Here is a 20,024-nt window from a genome sequence, read left to right as displayed (position 1 = left end):
CTACTGCTCGGTGGCGAGCGGGGCGAGGCGGGCCTGCGGGCGGCCCTGGGCCGCGGCGGCGAGGCCGATGACGATCTCGTCGGCGCGCGGTCCGTCCGGGACCCGTACCTCGATGCTCTGGTGGTGGGAGCGGATGGTGGCGTCGGTGATGTGCTTCAGCGGGATGTCGAAGACACCTCCGGCGACCGCGCGCTTCTCCACGGCCGGGAGCAGCGTGGTGGCGTTCGCCGCCTTGCGGAAGTGGTCGCCGAACTTCAGCGTGTGGATGAGGGCGCTGCCGTGCTCGACCTCGCCGTCGAGGCCGACGATGGCGGCCTTCCCGTACGCCTCGACGGGCGCGCCGAGCGCCTCGACGACACGCGGCGCGAGCAACTCGCCGAGCTGGGGCGCCACTTCGTCGATGCCGGGCAGCAGGTCGGTGACGAAGCCCTGGCCCGCCCACGGGTTCTCGATCACGGCGAGCACCACCGCGGTGCGTGCCACCGAGTCGACGGGGCGGCCGCCCTCGGCGTGGATGTCTTCGACGTAGGTCAGGATCTTGCGGAGGTTCATCGGGCGGTCTCCAAGTCGGCGAGGCGGACCACGGGGTCCTGGCGGCGGTCTCCGATACGGGCGTTGGGGCGCGGCCCCGAGGCGGCGGCGGCCACGACGACGATCTCGTCGGGGCGCGGCGCGTCCGGCACCCGGATCTGGACGGTCTGGTAGTGGGAGCGGGTGGCGGCGGCGGTCTTGTGCCACACCGGGACGGTCAGCGGTTCGCCCGCCGCGAGCCGGTCGTCGCTGAACACGATGATCGAGGTGCCCTCGGTCAGCTCGCGCAGCACATTGCCGAAGTACGGGGTGTGGATCAATGCCCCGCCGTGCTCGATCTCCCCGTCGAGCCCGACGACGGCCGCCTTGCCGAACGCCTCGACATGCTCCACGCCGCCCAGCGTCTCGATCAGCCGGTCGGTGAGGAGGCGGCCGATGCCGGGCGCGATCTCCTCCACCTCGGGCTGCAGGTCGGCGACGAATCCGCGCCCGGCCCAGGGGTTCTCGATGACGGCGGCCGCGGCGACGCGGCGTACGGGGGTCGCGACCGGGCGGCCGAGTTCCAGGAGGACCTCGTCCACCACGGTGACGACCTTGCGCAGTCTGCCTCGTGTGGGCGTGGCCCACAGCTGTTGGCCTGCTGATGGTTGCTGTGCCATGGCAGTGAGGCTAAGAGTGACCCGGGTAGCCGTCAAGGGGCGGCAGCAAACAGGCGCCCCTGACCTAGGAGTTCCCGGTAATACAGCCAAGGGAGCAGCGAATTCCGTCCGAACCATTGACATGACGGATGCCCGATTCCTACGGTCCTCTGCCATACAACAGATCTGCCATGCAAGAGCAGGCCGATCCGATCGATGGAGCCGCCATGTCAGTCACTCTGGAACATGCCACCGACCGCCCCGCCCGCCTCCGCGCCGCCTGGGACGCGGCCTGGAACCGGGGTGAGGTCGACGCTCTGGACGCCGTGTTGAGCCCCGGCTACGTGCGCCGCCGCGGGCCGGCCGGCACAGCTCAGAACCGCGCGGGGTTCAAGGAGAGCATCAGCGCGGTGCGCGCGGCGTTCCCCGATCTGCACACCGAGATCGAGGACCTCGTCGTGGACGGGGACCGGCTGGCCGTGCGCTGGCGCAGCACGGGCCGGCACACCGACACGTTCATGGGTGTGCCGCCCACCGGCAGGCCCGTCGAGGTGTCGGGCGCCACGTTCGCCCGCTTCGACGGTGACACCGTCACCGAGGAGTCCGTGACCTTCGACTCACGGCAGCTCCTCGAAGCGCTCGGCATCATCACGACGGCGCACGAGGCCGCCGTCGACGCCGACCTGGTCAAGGGGGTGCACCGCAAGTTCATCACCGGTGTCACCGTGGTCACCACCGACGACGACGGGACCCCCAGGGGCCTCGCGGTGAACGCGTTCTCCAGCATCTCGCTCGACCCGCCGATGGTCCTGGTGTGCGTCCAGCGCAGCTCGTCGACACACCCCGCGCTGCACCGTGCCACCCACATCGGCATCAACATCCTCGCGGCCGACCAGCTCGACGTGGCGAAGGTGTTCGCGAGCAAGGGCACCGACAAGTTCGCCGACCTCGACTGGGCGCCCGGGGAGCACGGCGCCCCGCTGCTCGAGGGCTCCGCCGCCCGCCTTGAGGTGGAGATCGGCGAGCGCCTGGAGGCCGGGAGTCACACCGTCTTCACCGGACGTGTAGTGTCGGCGTCTCATTCTGAGCTCGCCCCGCTCGTCTACAGCGGTGGCGGCTTCTTCGACATCTCGCAGACGGCGCCCCTTCCGTGGTGACTCGCGTCCGCTTCCCGCACCCACGTTCTTTGGAGCACCCATGACCCATGACGCACAGGGGCCGCCTGTCTACGGCAGCGCCGTCACCAAGGTCGAGCCGTTCGGTGTCGACCACATCCCCGACAGCGAGCGACACGGTAAACCGAGCTCACAGTTCTTCGTGTGGTTCGCGGCCGGCCTCAATTTCCCGGTCATCCTGCTCGGCTTCAGCGCCGCGTGGTTCGGGCTCAGCTTCACCACCGCCGTCGCCGCGATCGTTGTCGGCGCCGGTGTCGGCGCCGTCCTGATGGCCGTCATGTCGCGCATGGGCGTCCGCCTCGGTGTGCCGCAGCAGATCCAGGCGAGGGGGCCGCTGGGCTTCTTCGGCAACTTCCTGCCCGTCGCCTACATCAACGTCTTCTCCGGTGTGGGCTGGGCGGCCGTCACGGTCATCCTCGGCGGCAAGGCCTTCGCGGAGCTGAGCCACCTGCCGTACTGGCTGTGCGCCCTCCTGCTCACCGTGGTCGAGCTCGTGGTCGCCATCTTCGGCTACAACATGATCAATTTCCTGCAGCGGGCGCTGACGTACGTCCTCACCCCGCTGTTCGTGCTGATCACGGTCGTGGCGGTGGTGCGCGGCGGCAGCCTCTTCGAGGCCAACCCGCACGCGGAGGGCTATGTCGGCGCGACCGGCGGCTCGATCACCCTCGGTGGCTGGTTCCTGGCGTTCCTCGTGGCGTGGATGCCCTTCGCCTCCGACTACTCGCGCTACCTGCCCGACACCGCGAAGGTCGTCCGGCAGACCACCTGGTACACCGCCTTCGGTAACTTCCTCACCATCGCCTGGCTCGGCATCCTGGGCGTCGTGGTCGGCGCCTCCGCCTCCAGCTCGGACACCATCACCGCCCTGCACCAGCTGATGGGCCCGTTCGCCGTCCCCGCCCTCGTCGCCGTGGGCCTGTCCGCCCTGGCGCAGAACTTCCTCAACGTCTACGGCGGCGCGATCTCCGTCCAGACCCTCAAGATCCCCGTCACCCGCACGCAGGCGGTGGCCGGGATCTGCGTCCTCGCCTACGGGATCAGCCTGTGGGGCGCCTCCGGCACGGAGGACAAGTTCAAGGTCTTCCTCAACCTGACCGCGTACTTCATCGCCCCGTTCGCCGCCGTGCTCCTGATCGACTTCTACCTGGGCGGGCGCGGCGACCCCCGCAGGATCGCCGAGCTCTACGACCGTTCCCGGATCGTCGACTGGGGCCTGGTGGCGTGGGCCGTCGGCGTCGCGGCGTCCGTGCCCTTCTGGGTGTCCGACATCTACACCGGTGCCTTCGCCTCGGCCCACCCGGGCGCCGGCGACCTCAGCATGCTCGTCGCCGCGGGTGGCGCGGTCGTCGTGTACCTGTTCACGTACCGGCTGAAGCCGCTGTGGCGGCGGGCGGGTGGCGAGAACTCCGACATCGGCGCGGGCACCGACACCGCCGCCGATCAACTTCCGGAGCGCGCACCGGACTTGATCGGTCGCGGCTGACGGAGCGCCACCGCGGCGGGTGTGTCCGCCGCGGTGGCGGGTACGACACTTCCCGTGCAGGATGTCGCAGTAGCGACGGAAGAGCGAGGAGTGCCGGAAGTGATTCGTAAACTGCAGGCGGTCGCGCTGGACTGTGCCGACCCCGTACAGCTCGCCGAGTTCTACGCGGAGCTGCTCGGCGGCCGGGTGGTCCTGGACCCGGACGATCCCGACTGGGTCGATGTGACGGGGTTCGAGGGGACCCGCCTCGCCTGCCAGCGTGTGGACAGCTACCAGCCGCCGCAGTGGCCCGGCCAGGACCGCCCGCAGCAGATCCACCTGGACTTCGACGTGGACGACCTCGAAGCGGACGAGCAGCGGGTGCTCGCGCTCGGCGCGACGCTCCTCGAGCGGACGGACCAGATCCGGCCGGGCACCAACTGGCGGGTCTACGCGGACCCGGCCGGCCACCCCTTCTGCCTCTGCCTGCACTGAGGGCCCGTGCGCCGAAGGCCTGTGCGCTGAAGGCCCGTGCACTGAGAGCCCCCGCCCGGCGGGCCCGCCGTCCCGGCTCAGCCGGTCGGCGCGGCCCGCTCCAGGTCGTCGATGCTCCCCGACATGATGTCCCGCACGTGCGCGGTGATGTGCTCCAACGGCCAGTCCCACCACGCCACTTGAAGCAGCCGCTCGACGTCGGCGTCGCCGTACCTGCGGCGGATGACGCGACCCGGATTGCCGCCGACGACGCCGTAGTCGGGAACGTCGTCGACGACCACGGCCCCCGAGGCGATCACCGCCCCGTGCCCGATGCGGACGCCGGGCATCACCATCGCGCGGTAGCCGAACCACACATCGTTGCCGACCACGGTGTCGCCCCGCCCCGGCAGCCCGGTGATGAGGTCGAAGTGCTCGGCCCAGGAGCCGCCCATGATCGGGAACGGGAACGTGGAGGCGCCGTCCATGCGGTGGTTGGCGCCGTTCATGATGAACCGCACGCCCTCCCCCAGCGCGCAGAACTTCCCGATGACCAGCTTCTCCGGCCCGTAGTGGTACAGCACGTTGCGGGTTTCAAAGGCGGTCGCGTCGTCCGGGTCGTCGTAGTACGAGAACTCGCCGACCTCGATGAGCGGCGACTTGACCAGGGGCTTGAGGAGGACGACCCGCGGCTGCTCCGGCATCGGGTGCAGCACGGTCGGGTCGGCGGGAACGTTCGGTGTCACTGGTCGGCCTTTCTCGAGCACACGGGGCCGCCGCGAGCGGCCGACCACCCATTGACATGACATTTGAACAAGGACGATCGTACTCGGGCCAGAGCGCACCAGAAGCCCGGAGCGAAGGGACGCCAGCCGAGATGCCGTTCGATGTTTTGACCATGGGCCGCGTGGGAGTGGACGTGTATCCGCTCCAGACGGGCGTAGGGCTCGCGGAGGTGTCGACGTTCGGGAAGTACCTCGGCGGCAGCCCGACGAACGTCGCGGTCGCCGCGGCCCGCTACGGGCGGCGTACGTCGGTGATCACGAAGACGGGCGGGGACCCCTTCGGCGATTTCGTACGAACTGCCTTGGCTGGCTACGGAGTCGACGCCTCGTTCGTCGGAACGTCGGACGTCGCGCCGACGCCGGTGACGTTCTGCGAGATCTTCCCGCCGGACGATTTCCCGCTGTACTTCTACCGGTTGCCGAAGGCCCCGGACCTGGACATCAGCCCCGACGACCTCGATCTGGACGCGGTGGCGGCGGCCCGCATCTTCTGGGTGACGGGGACGGGGCTGAGCGAGGAGCCCTCCCGGTCGGCGACGCTGGCGGCGCTCCAGCACCGGGCGAAGCAGGGGACGACGGTCTTCGACCTGGACTGGCGGCCCATGTTTTGGGAGGACACCGCCCAGGCGCGGGTGTACTACCGCGAGGCGCTCGCCCACACCACGGTGGCCGTCGGCAATCTCGACGAGTGCGAGATCGCGACCGGCGAGCGGGAGCCGCGCGCGGCGGCAACGGCACTGCTGGCGGCGGGAGCTGAGCTGGCCGTCGTGAAGCAGGGCCCCAAGGGCGTGCTCGCCATGGACCGCGACGGCGCGGTGGCCGAGCTGCCGCCGGTGCCGGTGGACGTGGTCAACGGGCTCGGCGCGGGTGACGCGTTCGGCGGTGCGCTGTGCCATGGCCTTCTTTCGGGCTGGGACGTGGCGCGGACGGTGTCGTTCGCCAATGCGGCGGGCGCGCTGGTGGCGGGCCGTCTCGCCTGTTCGGACGCCATGCCCACGGCGGCAGAGGTCGAGGAGAAGCTCCGCGAGGTGAACGGTGATGTCTGAGGAGAAGACGGTGCGCATAGGTGTCATCGGAGCCGGCTGGATCGGCCGGGAGCACATCCGCCGGCTCACCGATGTGGTCGTGGGGGCGCGGGTCACCGCGGTGACCGACATCGACGCGGAGCGCGCGGCCGAGGCGGCGCGGTACCCCGGCGCGAAGGTGTACGCCGACGGTGCCTCACTGATCGCCTCCGATGATGTCGACGCGGTGCTCGTCACGTCGTGGGGGCCGACCCACGCCGAGCATGTCCTGAACGCCATCGCGGCGGGCAAGCCCGTGTTCTGCGAGAAGCCGCTCGCCACCACCGCCGAGGACTGTCTGAAGATCGTCGAGGCCGAGCAGGCGCACGGCAGCCGACTCGTCCAGGTGGGCTTCATGCGCCGCTTCGACCAGGGCTACCGGCAGATGAAGGACGTCATCGACGCGGGCCGGATCGGCACCCCGCTGATGGTGCACTGCGCACACCGCAACGCCTCGTCCGTGGAGTCCTACACCTCCGACATGGCCGCCCTCGACACGGCGGTGCACGAGATCGACGTGCTGCGCTGGCTCCTGGACGACGAGATCGTCTCGACGCAGGTGATCATCCCGCGTTCGACGACGCGGAAGCACGCACACCTCACCGACCCCCAGTTCATGCTCTTCGAGACCGCGCAGGGCGTCCGTATCGACCTGGAGGTCTTCGTCAACTGCCGCTACGGCTACGACATTCAGTGCGAGACGGTCGGCGAGGAGGGCCTGGTCCGGCTGCCCGACCCGGCGGCGGTCGGGGTGCGCACGGCGGGCGCGCACAGCACGGCGATCCTGCCGGACTGGACGGGCCGCTTCGCCGACGCCTTCGACACCGAGTTCCGCGAGTGGGTCGCGCACCTGACGGCGGGCCGCGAGCCCACAGGCCCCTCCGCCTGGGACGGCTACGCCGCCACCGTCATCACCGGCGCCACCGTCGAGTCCCGCACCTCGGGCCGGGTCGTCACCACGGACATCCCGAAGCGCCCCGACTTCTACGTCCCACGCGACAAGCGGTGAGCGCCGCCCCGCCACCGGGCCCTACAGCGCAACGGCCAACGTCGCGACGACCGGGGCGAGATACAGCACCGGGAACGCGACCGTCTTGTAGGAGCGCGCCCGCAGCACGGTGACGACCGCGCCGACGAAGTACAGGACCAGGCCGATCGCGGCCGCGATGCCGACGGCCGGCACGGCGAGACCCGCCAACAGGCCTGCGGCGCCCAGGAGTTTGGCCACGGCGAGCCGGGGCCACCAGGTCTCGGGGACCCCGTACGAGACGAGGGGATCCACGACGAACTCGGCGCGGCGCAGCAGCGAGACACCGGAGAAGGCGACCCAGAGGGCCGTCAGGACGGTGACGATGACGACGGTGGTGGACATACGGCCAAGGGTCCTCGTTGCCGTGGACGGTATCAACGGCCGTCCCGGTAACGAGCGATAATCCCCGCGTTAACGATGGGGAGGGGGCCAGGGGTGGAGCTGCGTGACATCGAGATCATCCTGACGCTCGCGGACGAGCTGCACTTCGGCCGGACCGCCGAGCGGCTGCACATCTCGGCGGCCAGGGTCAGCCAGGTGGTCAAGACGCAGGAGCGGCGGATCGGCGCGGCCCTGTTCGAGCGGACCAGCCGGTCGGTGCGGCTCACGCCGATCGGCCGGCGCCTGGCCGAGGGCCTGCGGCAGGGGCAGGAGGCCATCAACGCCGCCGTCGCGGAGGCCGGCGCCGCCGCCCGTGGTGTGTCCGGCACGCTCACGCTCGGCGTGATGGGTGCGCTCGGCCATGAACTGCGGTCCCACATCGGGCACTTCGGCAAGCTGTATCCCGAGTGCGAGGTGCGGTTGCAGGAGATCCACTTCAGCGATCCGTACGGCCCGCTGCGCCGCGGTGAGGTGGACGTGCTGGTGCTGTGGCTGCCGGTCGACGAGCCCGACGTGTCCGTGGGCCCCGTGGTGCTGACGGAGGGGCGGGTGCTCGCGGTGTGGGCGGGGCACGAACTGTCCGGGCACACCGATGTCTCCCTGGAGGACCTGGCGGGCCGCGCCGTCGTCGACGTCGGCCCCGAGGTGCCGCAGGACTGGGCCGCGGCCATGGTGCCCACCCGTACGCCCAGCGGGCGCGCGATCCCCCGCGGCCTCCGCGTACGCACCTTCCACGAGGTCCTCACGCAGGTCGCCGCCCGCGCCGTGATCACGCCGCTCAACGCGCACGTCCTGCGCTACTACCGCCACCCCGGCGTGGAGTTCCTGCCGATCCGGGACGCGCCGCCGACCGAGTGGGCGCTGGTGTGGCGCACCACCAGCGAGACCGCGCGGATCCGGGCCTTCGCGGAGGCCGCCCGCGCGTTCGGGATGCGCGGCGCCGGATGACGACACATGGGCGAGCGGAATACGGAGTGTTTGCCCCGCCGGGCCCGGGGCAGGCGCCACCGCCGACGAACACTGCTTGATTCTGCAACTTTTCGCAGGTCGAAGAGGTCGACGAGACGAGGTTCATGTGTCAGTCAGGCTTGAGGCCGAGCACCTGTACAAGGTCTTCGGCAGGCGACAGGAAGAGGCGGTCGAGCGGCTCCGCTCCGGAACCGACCGCGAGGAGCTGCGATCCGAAGGGACCACCGCGGGCGTGATCGACGCCTCCTTCTCGGTGGAGTCCGGCAAGATCTTCGTCGTCATGGGCCTGTCGGGCTCGGGCAAGTCGACGCTCCTGCGCATGCTCAACGGTCTGTCGGAGCCGACCTCCGGACACGTGAAGTTCGACGGACAGGACCTGACCGCCCTGCCCGCCAAGGAGCTGCGGGCGGTCCGCTCCCACAAGATCAGCATGGTCTTCCAGCACTTCGCGCTGTTCCCGCACCGCAGTGTGCTCGAGAACGCGGCCTACGGCCTCGCGGTGCAGGGTGTGCCGCGCGCGGAGCGCGAGCGGCGGGCCACGGAGGCCCTGGAGCTGACCGGGCTCAAGGGCTGGGAGAAGTCCTTCCCCGACGAGCTCTCCGGCGGCATGCAGCAGCGCGTCGGCCTCGCCCGCGCGCTCGCCACCGACGCCGAACTGCTGCTGATGGACGAGTCGTTCAGCGCCCTCGACCCGCTGATCCGGCGGGACATGCAGGACCAACTGCTCGTGCTGCAGAAGAAGCTCAAGAAGACCATCGTCTTCATCACGCACGACCTGAACGAGGCCATGCGCCTCGGCGACCGAATAGCCGTCATGCGCGACGGCCGCATCGTGCAGAACGGCACGCCGGAGGACATCCTGGTCCGCCCGGCGGACGACTACGTCGCCAACTTCATCCAGGACGTGGACCGTTCACGGGTGCTGACCGCCGGGGCCGTCATGGAGTCCCCCGACGCACATCGCGCCTGCTCGGGCCGGTCGGACCTCACCGACACCGAGCTGCTCGCGAAGGCGCCCGCCCGCGTCGGCCCCAACACCCCGCTCGCCGAGCTGTTCGCGCCGTGCGCGCAGCGGACCGCCGCGCCCGTCGCCGTCGTCGAGGACGAGGTACTGACCGGAGTGGTGAGCCAGGAGCGGCTGCTGGCCGTGCTCGGCGAGGCCGTCAGCGGACTTTCTTGATCAGCGGACCTTCTTGATGGGGATCACCACCAGGGCGCCCACCACGCAGATCGCCGCCGCGACCTGGAGCATCGTCGCGTAGCTGTCGCCGCCGACCGTGGTGACGAGGAAGCCGGCGAGGCCCGGGGCGAGGGCCTGGGGGCCCGCGTTGGCCACATTGAAGACACCGAGGTCCTTCGCCGCGTTGTCGGGGTCCGGCAGGACGTCCATCACCAGCGCGATGTCCACGCCGATGTACATGCCGTAGCCGAGCCCGAGCACCAACTCCGCCCAGTAGAAGGCCCCTATGGACTCCACGTGCACCAGCATGTACGTGCCGATGCCGAAGAGCAGGGTGGCCGCCCCCACGAACACCTTGCGGCGGCCCGTCTTGTCCGACAGCCATCCGGCCGTCTGCGAGGCGACCATCAGGGCGACCGTGTAGACGAGGATGCCGGTGGCCATCGCGCCGGTGGCCTCGCTCGCGGACAGATCCAGCTGGTGCTCCAGGTACATGAGCCGGAACGTGGTGAACATGTACGCCGCCAGGATCACCATGAAGCGGGAGGCGAACGCCCAGCCGAAGTCGGGGTGTTGGCGCGGGTTCACCCAGAACGTCTTGACCGCGGTGCGCCAGCCGCCGTCGGTCCGCGGGCGCTCGCGCAGCGGGACGTCCGGGAGCATCACCGCGTACAGCACCATGGCGGTGAGCCCCACGAGGCCCGGCACCATGAACAGCAACAGCATGTCGTGGCCGAGGAGTTGACCCGCGTACGCGGCGCCCAGCACGCCCGCGTTCTGCATCAGGCCGATGAGCCCGGACACCTTGCCGCGCTGCCGGGTCGGCACCTGGTCGGCGACCGAGGCCAGATAGGCGGCGAGCGCCGCGTTCGCGCAGACCTGGGCGAACAGCCAGGCCACGGCGACGGTGGCCACGTTGGGGGCGAGGGCGATCACCAGCAGGCAGACGGTGAGCCCGGCCGCTCCGGACACCAGCCAGGGGCGGCGGCGTCCGAAACGGCCCGTGGTCATGTCGCTGATCCGGCCGAAGACCGGGTTGGCGAGGAAGGCGCCGACAGCGCCGAGCGAGGAGACGGTGGCCAGGGCGGTGATGGCGTCGCCGTCGGCGGTGAGCGTCTGCAGCTTCAGGGTGAGGCTGACGTAGACGGGTGTGAGGAGGGCGAGGTACAGGCCGGCCTGGGCGATCGCGAGGAAGACGATGAGCCGGGGCGGGGCCTTGCGGGTGGGTGGGGGATGGTGGGAGCGGGGGCCTGTGCGGCGGCGGGCGGGGTGGATCCCATGGTTCGCCTCCTTGCGAGCCAGGGTGGATGTGGGGGGCCTCTCGTTGCGCCGCGGCGGGGTTGCGGACGCGGGGCTCCGCCCCGGACCCCGCGGGCTCACGTCCAAGAGCGGGGCTTGATATGCCCAGAGAGGCTTGACGCCGCCTCAGCGGCTCGCGGTGCCCAGCTGCAGCAGCGCGTCCCGGTTGCGCTTCAGGAGGTCGAAGCGGTCCAGCTCTGTTGTGTCGATTTCGGCGATGTGCCAGGCGAGGGTGGGGCCTCCGGCCTCGATCGCGGCGGGGACGTCGACGTCGCCCGTGCCGATCGGGGTCTGCGGTTCCTGGCGTACCGCCTTGCCGTCCTTGAGGTGTGCGGCCACCACGCGGCCGTCGAGCGCGCGCAGCACGGCCGCCGGGTCCTGGCCCGCCACCGTCGCCCAGTAGACGTCGAGTTCGGCGATGACCTGGGCGCCGGTCAACTCCCAGAACACGTCGTACCCGTGGCGGCCGTCGGGCAGCGTCGTCCACTCCAGCTCGTGGTTGTGGTAGCCGAGGCGGATGCCGTGCCCTGCCAGTTCGGTGGCGGCCTCGTCGACGCGGGCGGCGAACCGGGTCAGGGTGTCCAGGTCGCCGAACACCTCGCGGCCGAAGTGGTCCCCGCCGTCGAAGCCCTCGACGAGCCCGGGGATCGGGATGAAGACGGTGTCGGTGCCGAGGATGCGGCACTCCTCGGCGAGGGTGGCGAGCTCGCCGGCGGCGATCGAGGCGTGGAGGGAGCAGACCGAGAGGCCCGCAGCGTCCAGGTCAGCGCGGAGTGCGCGAGCCTTGGCCAGGCGGACCTCGGCCGGAGTGCGCCAGTCGCCGAAGCCGAAGGGCTCGACGTAGCGGTAGCCGAGTTCGGCGAGGCGGGCGAGGGTGCCGGGGCGGTCCTTGTCCAGGTCCTCGCGGAGGCTGAACAGCTGGACGGCGAGGGTGGCGTGCGTGGTGGTCATGGTGTGTCGGTCCTCCGGGTCAGTCGACGATCAGCGGGCGGAGCGTGCTGTGGGCGATGTCGAGCCCCTGGACGACCTTTTCCGGGGTGCCGCCCCAGACGGGGTCCTCGTGCTCGACGGAGAGGGTGCCGGTGAAGCCGTGCTCGTAGAGGCGGTCGAGGACCGTTCCCCAGTCGACCTGCCCGCGGCCGGGCACGCGGTAGCGCCACCAGCCCATGTCCCAGGGGTTCTTCGTACGGTCGCGGGCGGGGCCGAAGTGGCCGTAGCGCTGCCGGTCGTGCGGGCGCAGTTCGACGTCCTTGGCCTGCGCGTGCACGATCCGGTCCGCGTACGGCGCGATGGTCTCGACCGGGTCGATGCCGATCCAAGTGAGGTGGGAGGGGTCCCAGTTGAGGTACAGGCCCAGGTCGAACATCCACTCCCACAGCTCCGGGGAGTACGCGAGGTTGCCGGGGTAGCCGTCCGGGTGCCAGCCCTCCATCACGCAGTTCTCGATGATGAGCTTGACGCCGCGTTCACCGGCGTAGTCGACGAGTTCGGGGAAGATGCGCTCCGCCTCGGCGAGGTTCTCGGCGACCGGCTTCGTCCAGTCGCGGCCGATGAAGGTGCCCACGTAGGGGACGTTCAGGCGCTGGGCGGTGTCGATGGCGTGCTTGAGGTGGGTGCCGTAAGCGGCGCGCTGCGCCGGGTCGGGGTGGAGGTGGTTCTCGTAGTAGGCGAGCGCGGAGATCTCCAGGCCGTGCCGGTCGAGGAGGGCGCGGGTGCGCTCCTCGTCCTCGCCCGTGAAGGTGGCCACGGGCAGGTGGGCGGCTTCGAAGTCGCGGCCTCCCGTGCCGGGCCAGACGGCGACTTCGAGGGCCTGGTAGCCGCGGCCCGCGGCGTAGTCGGCGACCTTGTCGAGGTCCCAGGAGGGCAGGCATGCGGTGAGCATGCCGAGTTTGATCTGGCTCGTGGTTCGGTCACTCATGGGTCAGTTCACCTTTGTCCAGGTGCCGTTGGCGGATGAGGTCAGGAAGGCGTCGACGAGGCGGGCGGAGCGCAGTCCGTCGGCGAAGAGCGGGAGCCCCTCGGGTGTCTCGCCGGTGGCGACGGCCGTGTACACGTCGGCGACGAACGCGGCGAAGCAGTCGACGTAGCCCTGCGGGTGGCCGGGCGGGACGACGTTGAGGCGCTGCTGGCCGGGAGAGGTGTGTCCCGCGCCGCGGTGCAGGATGCGGGAGGAGTCCTCGCCGCCGAGCCAGAGGGTGTCCGGGTTCTCCTGGTCGAAGACGGCGCTGCCGGCCGAACCGTCCAGTTCGAACCAGAGGCGGTTCTTGCGGCCCGCGGAGACCTGGGACACCACGGTCGAGGCGAGTGCCCCGCTCTCGGTGCGCAGGAGCAGCGCGGCGGCGTCCTCGGTGGTGACGGTGGAGCGCTCACCTTCGACCGAACTGCCTGCCGTGGAAAAGGACTTCGCGTCCGTGACCGAGGGGCGGTCCGGAACGGTGACCGTGCGGTGTGCCGTCAGTTCCGTGAAACGTTCGCCGGTGACCCACTCGACGAGGTCGCACCAGTGCGAGCCGATGTCGGCGAAGGCGCGCGAGTCTCCCCCGGCCGCCGGGTCCACACGCCAGCCGGACGCGTCCGGGTCGAGCATCCAGTCCTGTAGGTAACTGCCGTGCAGCAGGTGCCAGTTGCCGAATTCTCCGGCAAGGGCTCGACTGCGCAGTTCCCGTACGAGGGGGTGGTAGCGGTACACGAACGGTACGGCGGCGACGGTGCCGGCCCGTTCGGCGGCCGCCACCAGGCGCTCGGCGTCGGCCGCGCCGGTCGCCAGGGGCTTCTCGCACACCACGTGCTTCCCGGCCGCGAGGGCGCGTTCGGCGTACGCGGCGTGGGTGCGGTTGGGGGTGCAGATGTGCACGACGTCGACGTCCGCGTCCGCGATGAGGTCGTCGAAGTCCCCGTAGGCGGCGACGGGTTGGCCGGGGGTCGACCAGTCGGCGGCGACCTGCGTGGACCGCTCCGGGGTGGAGGCGAGCACGCCCGTAAGGCGACCTCCGGCCGTGCGGACCGAGCGGCGGTGCACCTCGGCGATCATGCCCGCGCCGACGATCGCGGAGCGGACCTGAGCAGTCGCGGAGCGGACCTGGGCGGTCGCGGGGTCAGGGCTTGGTGGTGCGGGCGGGGCCATCGCGGCCGCCCTCCTTTCGACGTCGACACATGACGCCGTGCACACCATCGGCGGAGGTAACTCGTCCCGCAGATGAACGTAGGACACTCAATTCGGTCCTGACAAGCAAAAGTTACTGCATCTTGAGAGTCATAAATGGTGGGGAACGCGTGTACGGTGTGCAGCCATGTCCCCTTCTGTCTCCGCCCGCGCCCGGTTGTCCGTCCCCACGCTGCGGTTCCGGGACGGCGGCGGGCTGCTGTACTCCACGCTGGCCCGCCTCATCGCGTCCGGAGCTGCCGTGCACCGCGGTGACCTGGTGGAACGCGCGGGGCTCGCCCGCTCGACCGTGACCCGGCACCTGGACGCGCTGATCGAGGCCGGGGTGGTGGTCGAGGGCGGGGGCGTCGCGCGTCCCGGCCGGGGCCGCCCGCCGCAGCTCCTCGCGCTCAACCCTCGGGCCGGGCTCGTGGCCGCGGCGGACATCGGGGCCCGCGACGCCCGCCTCGCGATCGCCGACCTTTCGCAGAACCCGCTGGCCACCGCCCACATACCCGTGGACCTGGCACAGGGCCCGAAGGAGGTGCTCGGCCAGGTGGAGGCAGCCCTGCGTGAGCTGCACGCGTCCGCGACCGACGACCGTGCCCCGCTGTGCGCGGTCGCGGTCGGGCTTCCGGGTCCCGTCGATCACGCCGCCGGGGCGCCCGTACGGCCGCCGATCATGCCGGGGTGGGACGGGTACCCGGTGGGCGACGCGCTCGCGGAGCGCTTCGGCTGCGCGGTGCTCGTCGACAACGACGTGAACCTGATGGCACTCGGCGAGGCGCGCAGCCTGCCCGAGGACCAACTCCCGCTGCTGTTCGTGAAGGTGTCGACCGGCATCGGCGGTGGCCTGATCTCGGCGGACGGCGAACTGCACCGTGGGGCGGACGGCGCGGCGGGCGACATCGGGCATCTCCCGGTCACCTCCGGTGGCGCGTCGGGGGTGGTGTGCCGGTGCGGGAAGAGCGGGTGCGTGGAGGCGGTCGCCTCGGCTGCGGTGATGATCCGGGGGCTCAACGCGGGGCGGGAGGCGGCGGGTTCGGAGTTGCGTACGACCGGTGACCTGGCCCGGCTCGTGGCACACGGCGACCCCGACGCACTGCGCGTGGTGCGCGCCGGAGCGGAGCGGATCGGTGAGGTGGTGGCGCTTCTGCTGCACGTCTACAACCCGGCGCGGGTGGTGCTCGGCGGGGCGCTTGCGGGGGCGGGTGACGAGTTGCTGGCCGGGGTGCGGTCGGTGGTGTACCGGCAGGCGCTGCCGCTGGCCACGCGCAGGCTCGTCCTCGAACCGAGTGTGCTGGGCGAGCGGGCGGGGTGGGTCGGCGGGACGGTCCTCGCGGTGGAGCATGTGCTGTCGCCGGACGGGGTGGTGGATCTGATGGAGCGGAGGCGGGGACGGGGTGCGCAGGGCGCCTCGGCCTCATGAGTTGCTGCACGCACCCTTGACATCCCACACCCCCGGTGTTTGATTGGCGCAAGATCGTGTACTTCGCGGCGGAGGTCTCGTCCCCCGAACCCACCCCGCCCGAAGGGAAGTTGCCCGCTCATGAGCCGCAGCGTCAACGTCGGCATTCTCGGCACCGGTTCGATCTTCCGGGCCTACGCCGCCGGCATCGCCACCCTCCCCGAGCTGACCGTCACCCGCGTTGCCGACGTCGACCTGGACCGGGCCCGCACGGCCGCGGCCGAGTTCGGCATCCCGGCCGCAGGCACCACCGAGGAACTGCTGGCCGACGACGACGTGGAGATCGTCGTCAACATCACCCCGCCCGCCGTGCACGCGCCCCTCAACGACGCCGCCCTGCGCGCCGGAAAGCACGTCTACACCGAGAAGCCGCTCGCCGCGACCACCGAGCTGGCACGCGCCAACCTGGTGACCGCGACCGAGACGGGCCGCACGCTGGGCGGCGCGCCCGACACGTTCCTCGGTACCGCCGGGCAGACGGCGCGCGCCGCGATCGACGAGGGCCTGATCGGTACGCCCTTCGCCGCCACCAGCTTCGTACGATCGAGCCGGGTGCAGGCGTGGCACCCCAGCCCGGGCTTCTTCTTCCAGGCCGGCGGCGGGCCCGTCCTCGACTGGGGTCCGTACCATGTGGCCGCGCTGGTCAACCTGTTGGGCCCGGTGCGGGACGTCATGGGTGCCAACGCGATGGCCGAGAAGGAGCTGGCGGTGACGGCCCCCAAGCGCACCGTGGAGTCGGTGCCGGTGGAGGTGCCCACGCACGCCACCTCCATCCTCCGTTTCGACTCGGGGGTGTTGGCGACGGTGATGTACTCCTTCGACGTGTGGGACACCGAGCTGCCGCACGTGGAGATCTACGGCACCGGCGGCACGCTCTCCCTGCCGGACCCCAATACGTTCGACCGCCCGGTGCGCATCAAGCGCCGTGGTGACACCGAGTGGAGCGAACTCCCCGCGGTGACCGAGGCGAAGGCACCCGCCACAGGGCCGTTCCGCGGCCTCGGCGTCCTCGACCTGGCGCGGCACCTGGACGGCGGACCGCACCGCGCGTCCGGTGAGTTCGCCTTCCACGTGCTCGACGTCCTGGAGCGGATCTCCCTCGCGTCCCCGGAGTCCGGCGCGCTCACGGTGCTGTCGTCCGTGAAGCGGCCGGCTCCGCTGGATCGTCCCTAAGGAGCCGTAAGGAGCCGCCGACCTACGGGTAAAAGTGCGTGAGCGACTCCGCCACGCACGCCGGCTTCTCGGAGCCCTCCAGTTCGAAGGTGAACGCCCGCGTCATCTGCACCCCGCCCCGCGCGACCTCCGTCACCGAGGTGACGGAGGCGTGCAGGCGTACGCGGCTGCCAACCGGCACGGGAGCCGGGTAACGGACGCGGTTCACCCCGTAGTTGAGCGCCCGGCCGACGCCCTTGACCTGGAGCAGCTCGCCGAACATCGGGATGCCCCAGCTGAGCACCATGTAGCCGTGGGCGATGGTGCGACCGTACGGGCCGCTGGCCGCGCGCTCGACGTCGGTGTGGATCCACTGGTGGTCACCGGAGACGTACGCGTACGCGTCGATGAGCTCCTGGGTGATCTCTTTCCACTCGGAGTGGCCGAGGTCGCGGCCGGCGAGGCCGAGGATTTCAGGGATGCCGTGGACGGTCAGCGGCATGGTCAGGCTCCGTTCGTGGTTGCGGCCTCGGGGCTCCGCTGCTCAGACACTGCAGGGGCTTCAAGTGCCAGCTCGTCGTGGTTCGGGCGCTTGAGCAGGAGCAGCATGCAGCCGAGCGTCAACGCGACCTGGAACAGGGCGTAGGCGATGACCGCGCTGATGGATCCGGTCTTGTTGAGGAGGAACTGGCCGATGATCGGGGTCGTGCCGCCGAGGAGCGTGCCGCACAGCTGGTAGCAGAGCGAGATGCCGGTGTAGCGCAGGTGGGCGGGGAAGCGGCTGGCGAGCATGCCGGCGAGGGCCGCGTAGTAGAGGCAGTGCGGGATGGTGGCGACGGCGACGCCGAGCATCGCGAGGCCGTAGTTGCCGGTGCTGATGAGGACGAACATCAGCGGCAGCAGGACCAGTTCGGGCACCAGCATGACGGTGACCGCGCGGGACCAGCTCTTCATCTTGGTGGCGAGCACGGCGCCGAAGGGCTGGACGATGACCTGCGTGATGTTCGCGACGAGGATGATCGTCAGGAAGGAGCTGCGGTCGAAGTCGAGCGAGCTGGTGGCCCAGGACAGGGCGAACGTCGACTTGAAGTACGTCGCGGACAGGCCGATGGTGCAGGCGCCGATGCCGAGGGCGATCAGGCCGGGGTGGCTGCGCAGGACCTCGGTGAGCGGAAGCTTGACGACTTCCTTCTTCTCGATGAGCTTGGCCATGGCCGGGGACTCGGCGACCTTGAGGCGGACCAGCAGGCCCACCAGGACGAGGACGGCGGACGCGAGGAACGGCACCCGCCAGCCCCAGGACACGAAGGCGTCGTCGGGCAGCTGGCTGATGGCGAGGAAGCTCAGCGTGGCGAGCGTGTTGCCGACGGGCGAGCCCTGCTGGGCGAACGCACCGTAAAGCACCGACTTGCCCTTGGGCGCGCTCTCGGAGGCGATGAGGACGGAGCCGCCCCATTCGCCGCCGAGGCCGATGCCCTGGATCATGCGGATGCAGACCAGCAGGATCGGCGCGGCGACGCCGATGGAGGCGTAGCTCGGCAGCAGGCCGATCGCGGTGGTGGAGATGCCCATCATCAGCAGCGTGATGACGAGCGTCTTCTTGCGGCCCAGACGGTCACCGAAGTGACCGAAGACGATGCCGCCGATGGGGCGCGCGAGGAAACCGACCCAGAAGGTGGCGAAGGCCACCAACGTGCCGATGGCGCCGTCCAGTTCGGGGAAGAACACCTTGTCGAAGGCGAGCGCCGCCGCGGTGCCGTAGATGTAGAAGTCGAACCACTCGATGGTGGATCCGACGAAGGCACCGAATCCTGCTCTGTTGGCGGCTCTGGTCTCCGCACGCGAGGTGGCGGTGGACGCACTCATGGGTCGCTCCGTGAACGTCGTTGATCAAGCGGATGGGGACGGGTGGGGACTGCTCTGATGGCTGGAGAGTGGTGACGCGTGACTGGGGAGTGGTTACGCGGCGATGCGCTCGAAGACCGCGGCGAGGCCCTGGCCGCCGCCGATGCACATGGTCTCCAGGCCGTAGCGCGCCTCGCTGCGCTGCATCTCGCGGGCGAGCGTGGCGAGGATGCGGGCGCCGGTGGCGCCGACGGGGTGACCGAGCGAGACACCGGAGCCGTTGACGTTGATGCGCTGCTCGTGGTCCTTCTCACCGAGGCCCAACTCACGGGTGCAGGCGAGGACTTGGGCGGCGAAGGCCTCGTTGAGCTCGATCAGGTCGAGGTCGGCGAGGGTGAGTCCGGCGCGCTCCAGGGCGGCGTGGGTGGCCGGGACGGGGCCGATACCCATCGTCGCGGCGGGCACGCCCGCGCGGGCGAAGGACACGAGGCGGACCAGCGGGGTGAGCCCGAGCCGTTCGGCGGTGGCGGCGCTGGTGACGAGGCAGGCGGCGGCCGCGTCGTTCTGGCCGCTGGCGTTGCCCGCGGTGACGGTGGCCTCCGCGTCGGACTTGGCCATGATGGGCCGCAGCGCGGCGAGTTGCTCGGCGGTGGTGTCCGGGCGCGGGTGCTCGTCGGCGCTGACGACGGTGTCACCCTTGCGGCCTCGTACGGTGACGGGCACGATCTCCGCGTCGAAGCGGCCCTCCTCGATGGCGCGGGCGGCGCGCGCTTGCGAGCGCAGGGCGAGGGCGTCCTGGTCGGCGCGGCTGATCGCGTACTCGCGGCGCAGGTTCTCGGCGGTCTCGATCATGCCGCCGGGCACGGGGTGGTGGATGCCGCCCGCGGTGACCCGGCCGCGTGCGAGCGAGTCGTGGAGCTGGAGGCCGGGGCCCTTGATGCCCCAGCGGCCCTCGTGCGTGTAGTACGGGGCGGCGCTCATCATGTCGACGCCACCGGCGATCACGACCTCGCTGAAGCCCGCCCGGATCTGCATGGCGGCGTCGAGGACGGCCTGCAGACCGGAGCCGCAGCGCCGGTCGATCTGGGCGCCGGTGACGGAGTCGGGGAGCCCGGCGTCCAGGGCGGCGACGCGGCCGATGGCCGGGGCGTCCGAGGAGGGGTAGGCCTGCCCGAGGATCACCTCGTCGACGCGGTCCGGGTCGATTCCGGTGCGGGCGACGAGCTCGGCGACGACGCGCGCGGCGAGCGCCGCCGGCGTCTGCCGGGCGAAGGCGCCGCCGAAGCGCCCGATGGGGGTGCGCAGTGGTTCGCAGATGACGACATCGGCCTGTTCGGGCACGGCGGAACACCTTTCGGGCGGCTCAGGGAGGTGAGCCGACCATCGCACCCGACCGCTTAGTCGGTCCAATACCAAGTTTTCGATC

General features: G+C 70.8%; 20 protein-coding genes. 9 read left to right on the top strand and 11 right to left on the bottom strand.

Translation table 11 applies throughout. From position 1 onward, the window contains the following. Both ACYSUO_RS16795 and ACYSUO_RS16790 read right to left on the bottom strand, forming a co-directional pair. Nucleotides 1-552, bottom strand: coding sequence for an amino acid synthesis family protein (locus ACYSUO_RS16795; RefSeq protein WP_461776937.1), 552 nt, complete (start codon nt 550-552; stop codon nt 1-3). Continuing rightward, complete coding sequence (locus tag ACYSUO_RS16790; RefSeq protein ID WP_461776936.1) at nt 549-1,190, bottom strand: amino acid synthesis family protein; 642 nt, start codon at nt 1,188-1,190, stop codon at nt 549-551. Before ACYSUO_RS16790 ends, ACYSUO_RS16795 begins: the two co-directional genes overlap by 4 nt. Before the next feature lie 206 nt (nt 1,191-1,396). Here ACYSUO_RS16790 and ACYSUO_RS16785 point away from each other — a divergent pair, with 206 nt between their 5' ends. From ACYSUO_RS16785 to ACYSUO_RS16775, 3 genes are all read left to right on the top strand, one after another. Continuing rightward, a complete protein-coding gene (locus ACYSUO_RS16785) occupies nt 1,397-2,326 on the top strand; it encodes a flavin reductase (RefSeq protein ID WP_461776935.1) in 930 nt (309 codons plus the stop codon). Nucleotides 2,327-2,366: 40 nt separating this feature from the next. Further along, a complete protein-coding gene (locus tag ACYSUO_RS16780) occupies nt 2,367-3,830 on the top strand; it encodes a purine-cytosine permease family protein (RefSeq protein ID WP_461776934.1) in 1,464 nt (487 codons plus the stop codon). Nucleotides 3,831-3,929: 99 nt separating this feature from the next. Beyond that, on the top strand, nt 3,930-4,304 hold the full coding sequence (locus ACYSUO_RS16775; RefSeq protein ID WP_461776933.1) for a VOC family protein: 375 nt from the start codon (nt 3,930-3,932) through the stop codon (nt 4,302-4,304). Between the two features lie 77 nt (nt 4,305-4,381). Here the strand turns inward: ACYSUO_RS16775 and ACYSUO_RS16770 are convergent, their stop codons facing one another. Continuing rightward, the gene (locus ACYSUO_RS16770; protein ID WP_461777009.1) at nt 4,382-4,987 is read right to left on the bottom strand and encodes a CatB-related O-acetyltransferase; all 606 of its coding nucleotides are present in this window, start codon (nt 4,985-4,987) and stop codon (nt 4,382-4,384) included. 173 nt (nt 4,988-5,160) lie between these two features. Here ACYSUO_RS16770 and iolC point away from each other — a divergent pair, with 173 nt between their 5' ends. After that, nucleotides 5,161-6,114 (top strand): 5-dehydro-2-deoxygluconokinase, encoded by a 954-nt coding sequence (gene iolC, locus ACYSUO_RS16765; RefSeq protein ID WP_461776932.1) that lies wholly within the window; start codon nt 5,161-5,163, stop codon nt 6,112-6,114. Further along, nucleotides 6,107-7,141: a Gfo/Idh/MocA family protein gene (locus tag ACYSUO_RS16760; RefSeq protein ID WP_461776931.1), complete on the top strand. Its 1,035-nt coding sequence runs from the start codon at nt 6,107-6,109 to the stop codon at nt 7,139-7,141. The genes iolC and ACYSUO_RS16760 overlap by 8 nt, the downstream gene beginning before the upstream one ends. 21 nt (nt 7,142-7,162) lie before the next feature. Here the strand turns inward: ACYSUO_RS16760 and ACYSUO_RS16755 are convergent, their stop codons facing one another. Then, complete coding sequence (locus tag ACYSUO_RS16755) at nt 7,163-7,504, bottom strand: DoxX family protein (RefSeq protein WP_461776930.1); 342 nt, start codon at nt 7,502-7,504, stop codon at nt 7,163-7,165. A gap of 93 nt (nt 7,505-7,597) precedes the next feature. Between ACYSUO_RS16755 and ACYSUO_RS16750 the strand changes: the two genes are divergently transcribed. Further along, nucleotides 7,598-8,491 carry a LysR family transcriptional regulator gene (locus tag ACYSUO_RS16750; RefSeq protein ID WP_461776929.1) on the top strand — a complete coding sequence of 298 codons (894 nt, stop codon included), beginning with the start codon at nt 7,598-7,600 and terminating at the stop codon, nt 8,489-8,491. A 127-nt stretch (nt 8,492-8,618) separates the two neighbouring features. Then, nucleotides 8,619-9,692: a quaternary amine ABC transporter ATP-binding protein gene (locus tag ACYSUO_RS16745; RefSeq protein WP_461776928.1), complete on the top strand. Its 1,074-nt coding sequence runs from the start codon at nt 8,619-8,621 to the stop codon at nt 9,690-9,692. On the opposite strand, the gene ACYSUO_RS16740 is transcribed toward ACYSUO_RS16745, so the two are convergent. Genes ACYSUO_RS16740 through ACYSUO_RS16725 form a run of 4 tightly spaced genes read right to left on the bottom strand, consistent with a single transcriptional unit; the run spans nt 9,693 to nt 14,115 of the window. Continuing rightward, a complete protein-coding gene (locus ACYSUO_RS16740; RefSeq protein ID WP_461776927.1) occupies nt 9,693-11,072 on the bottom strand; it encodes an MFS transporter in 1,380 nt (459 codons plus the stop codon). 45 nt (nt 11,073-11,117) lie between these two features. Further along, nucleotides 11,118-11,942, bottom strand: a complete 825-nt coding sequence (locus ACYSUO_RS16735; RefSeq protein ID WP_461776926.1) for a sugar phosphate isomerase/epimerase family protein — start codon at nt 11,940-11,942, stop codon at nt 11,118-11,120. Nucleotides 11,943-11,961: 19 nt separating this feature from the next. Next, a complete protein-coding gene (locus ACYSUO_RS16730; protein WP_461776925.1) occupies nt 11,962-12,909 on the bottom strand; it encodes a sugar phosphate isomerase/epimerase family protein in 948 nt (315 codons plus the stop codon). A 3-nt stretch (nt 12,910-12,912) separates the two neighbouring features. Further along, nucleotides 12,913-14,115: a Gfo/Idh/MocA family protein gene (locus ACYSUO_RS16725; RefSeq protein ID WP_461776924.1), complete on the bottom strand. Its 1,203-nt coding sequence runs from the start codon at nt 14,113-14,115 to the stop codon at nt 12,913-12,915. Nucleotides 14,116-14,281: 166 nt separating this feature from the next. Here ACYSUO_RS16725 and ACYSUO_RS16720 point away from each other — a divergent pair, with 166 nt between their 5' ends. Together ACYSUO_RS16720 and ACYSUO_RS16715 are read left to right on the top strand one after the other, a co-directional pair. Beyond that, nucleotides 14,282-15,562 carry an ROK family protein gene (locus ACYSUO_RS16720; protein WP_461776923.1) on the top strand — a complete coding sequence of 427 codons (1,281 nt, stop codon included), beginning with the start codon at nt 14,282-14,284 and terminating at the stop codon, nt 15,560-15,562. A 120-nt stretch (nt 15,563-15,682) separates the two neighbouring features. Continuing rightward, a complete protein-coding gene (locus tag ACYSUO_RS16715) occupies nt 15,683-16,774 on the top strand; it encodes a Gfo/Idh/MocA family protein (protein WP_461776922.1) in 1,092 nt (363 codons plus the stop codon). A 22-nt stretch (nt 16,775-16,796) separates the two neighbouring features. Here the strand turns inward: ACYSUO_RS16715 and ACYSUO_RS16710 are convergent, their stop codons facing one another. From ACYSUO_RS16710 to ACYSUO_RS16700, 3 genes are all read right to left on the bottom strand, one after another. After that, nucleotides 16,797-17,255: a MaoC family dehydratase gene (locus ACYSUO_RS16710; protein ID WP_461776921.1), complete on the bottom strand. Its 459-nt coding sequence runs from the start codon at nt 17,253-17,255 to the stop codon at nt 16,797-16,799. Between the two features lie 2 nt (nt 17,256-17,257). After that, nucleotides 17,258-18,619, bottom strand: a complete 1,362-nt coding sequence (locus tag ACYSUO_RS16705; RefSeq protein WP_461776920.1) for an MFS transporter — start codon at nt 18,617-18,619, stop codon at nt 17,258-17,260. A 93-nt stretch (nt 18,620-18,712) separates the two neighbouring features. Next, nucleotides 18,713-19,939, bottom strand: coding sequence for an acetyl-CoA C-acetyltransferase (locus tag ACYSUO_RS16700; RefSeq protein WP_461776919.1), 1,227 nt, complete (start codon nt 19,937-19,939; stop codon nt 18,713-18,715). Between the last annotated feature and the right edge of the window lie 85 nt (nt 19,940-20,024).

This window comes from Streptomyces sp. UC4497 (genome assembly GCF_054871485.1).
The sequence above is the reverse complement of the archived record's forward strand: the minus strand, read 5'-3'. Positions and strand labels throughout refer to the sequence as shown.

Bases quoted from the DNA above. Each gene is read 5' to 3' on its own strand.
- ACYSUO_RS16795 (WP_461776937.1), bottom strand. From the start codon at position 552: ATGAACCTCCGCAAGATCCTGACCTACGTCGAAGACATCCACGCCGAG.
- ACYSUO_RS16755 (WP_461776930.1), bottom strand. From the start codon at position 7,504: ATGTCCACCACCGTCGTCATCGTCACCGTCCTGACGGCCCTCTGGGTC.
- ACYSUO_RS16725 (WP_461776924.1), bottom strand. From the start codon at position 14,115: ATGGCCCCGCCCGCACCACCAAGCCCTGACCCCGCGACCGCCCAGGTC.
- ACYSUO_RS16710 (WP_461776921.1), bottom strand. From the start codon at position 17,255: ATGCCGCTGACCGTCCACGGCATCCCTGAAATCCTCGGCCTCGCCGGC.
- iolC (WP_461776932.1), top strand. From the start codon at position 5,161: ATGCCGTTCGATGTTTTGACCATGGGCCGCGTGGGAGTGGACGTGTAT.
- ACYSUO_RS16730 (WP_461776925.1), bottom strand. From the start codon at position 12,909: ATGAGTGACCGAACCACGAGCCAGATCAAACTCGGCATGCTCACCGCA.
- ACYSUO_RS16705 (WP_461776920.1), bottom strand. From the start codon at position 18,619: ATGAGTGCGTCCACCGCCACCTCGCGTGCGGAGACCAGAGCCGCCAAC.
- ACYSUO_RS16785 (WP_461776935.1), top strand. From the start codon at position 1,397: ATGTCAGTCACTCTGGAACATGCCACCGACCGCCCCGCCCGCCTCCGC.
- ACYSUO_RS16780 (WP_461776934.1), top strand. From the start codon at position 2,367: ATGACCCATGACGCACAGGGGCCGCCTGTCTACGGCAGCGCCGTCACC.
- ACYSUO_RS16735 (WP_461776926.1), bottom strand. From the start codon at position 11,942: ATGACCACCACGCACGCCACCCTCGCCGTCCAGCTGTTCAGCCTCCGC.
- ACYSUO_RS16715 (WP_461776922.1), top strand. From the start codon at position 15,683: ATGAGCCGCAGCGTCAACGTCGGCATTCTCGGCACCGGTTCGATCTTC.
- ACYSUO_RS16720 (WP_461776923.1), top strand. From the start codon at position 14,282: ATGTCCCCTTCTGTCTCCGCCCGCGCCCGGTTGTCCGTCCCCACGCTG.
- ACYSUO_RS16760 (WP_461776931.1), top strand. From the start codon at position 6,107: ATGTCTGAGGAGAAGACGGTGCGCATAGGTGTCATCGGAGCCGGCTGG.
- ACYSUO_RS16770 (WP_461777009.1), bottom strand. From the start codon at position 4,987: ATGCCGGAGCAGCCGCGGGTCGTCCTCCTCAAGCCCCTGGTCAAGTCG.
- ACYSUO_RS16790 (WP_461776936.1), bottom strand. From the start codon at position 1,190: ATGGCACAGCAACCATCAGCAGGCCAACAGCTGTGGGCCACGCCCACA.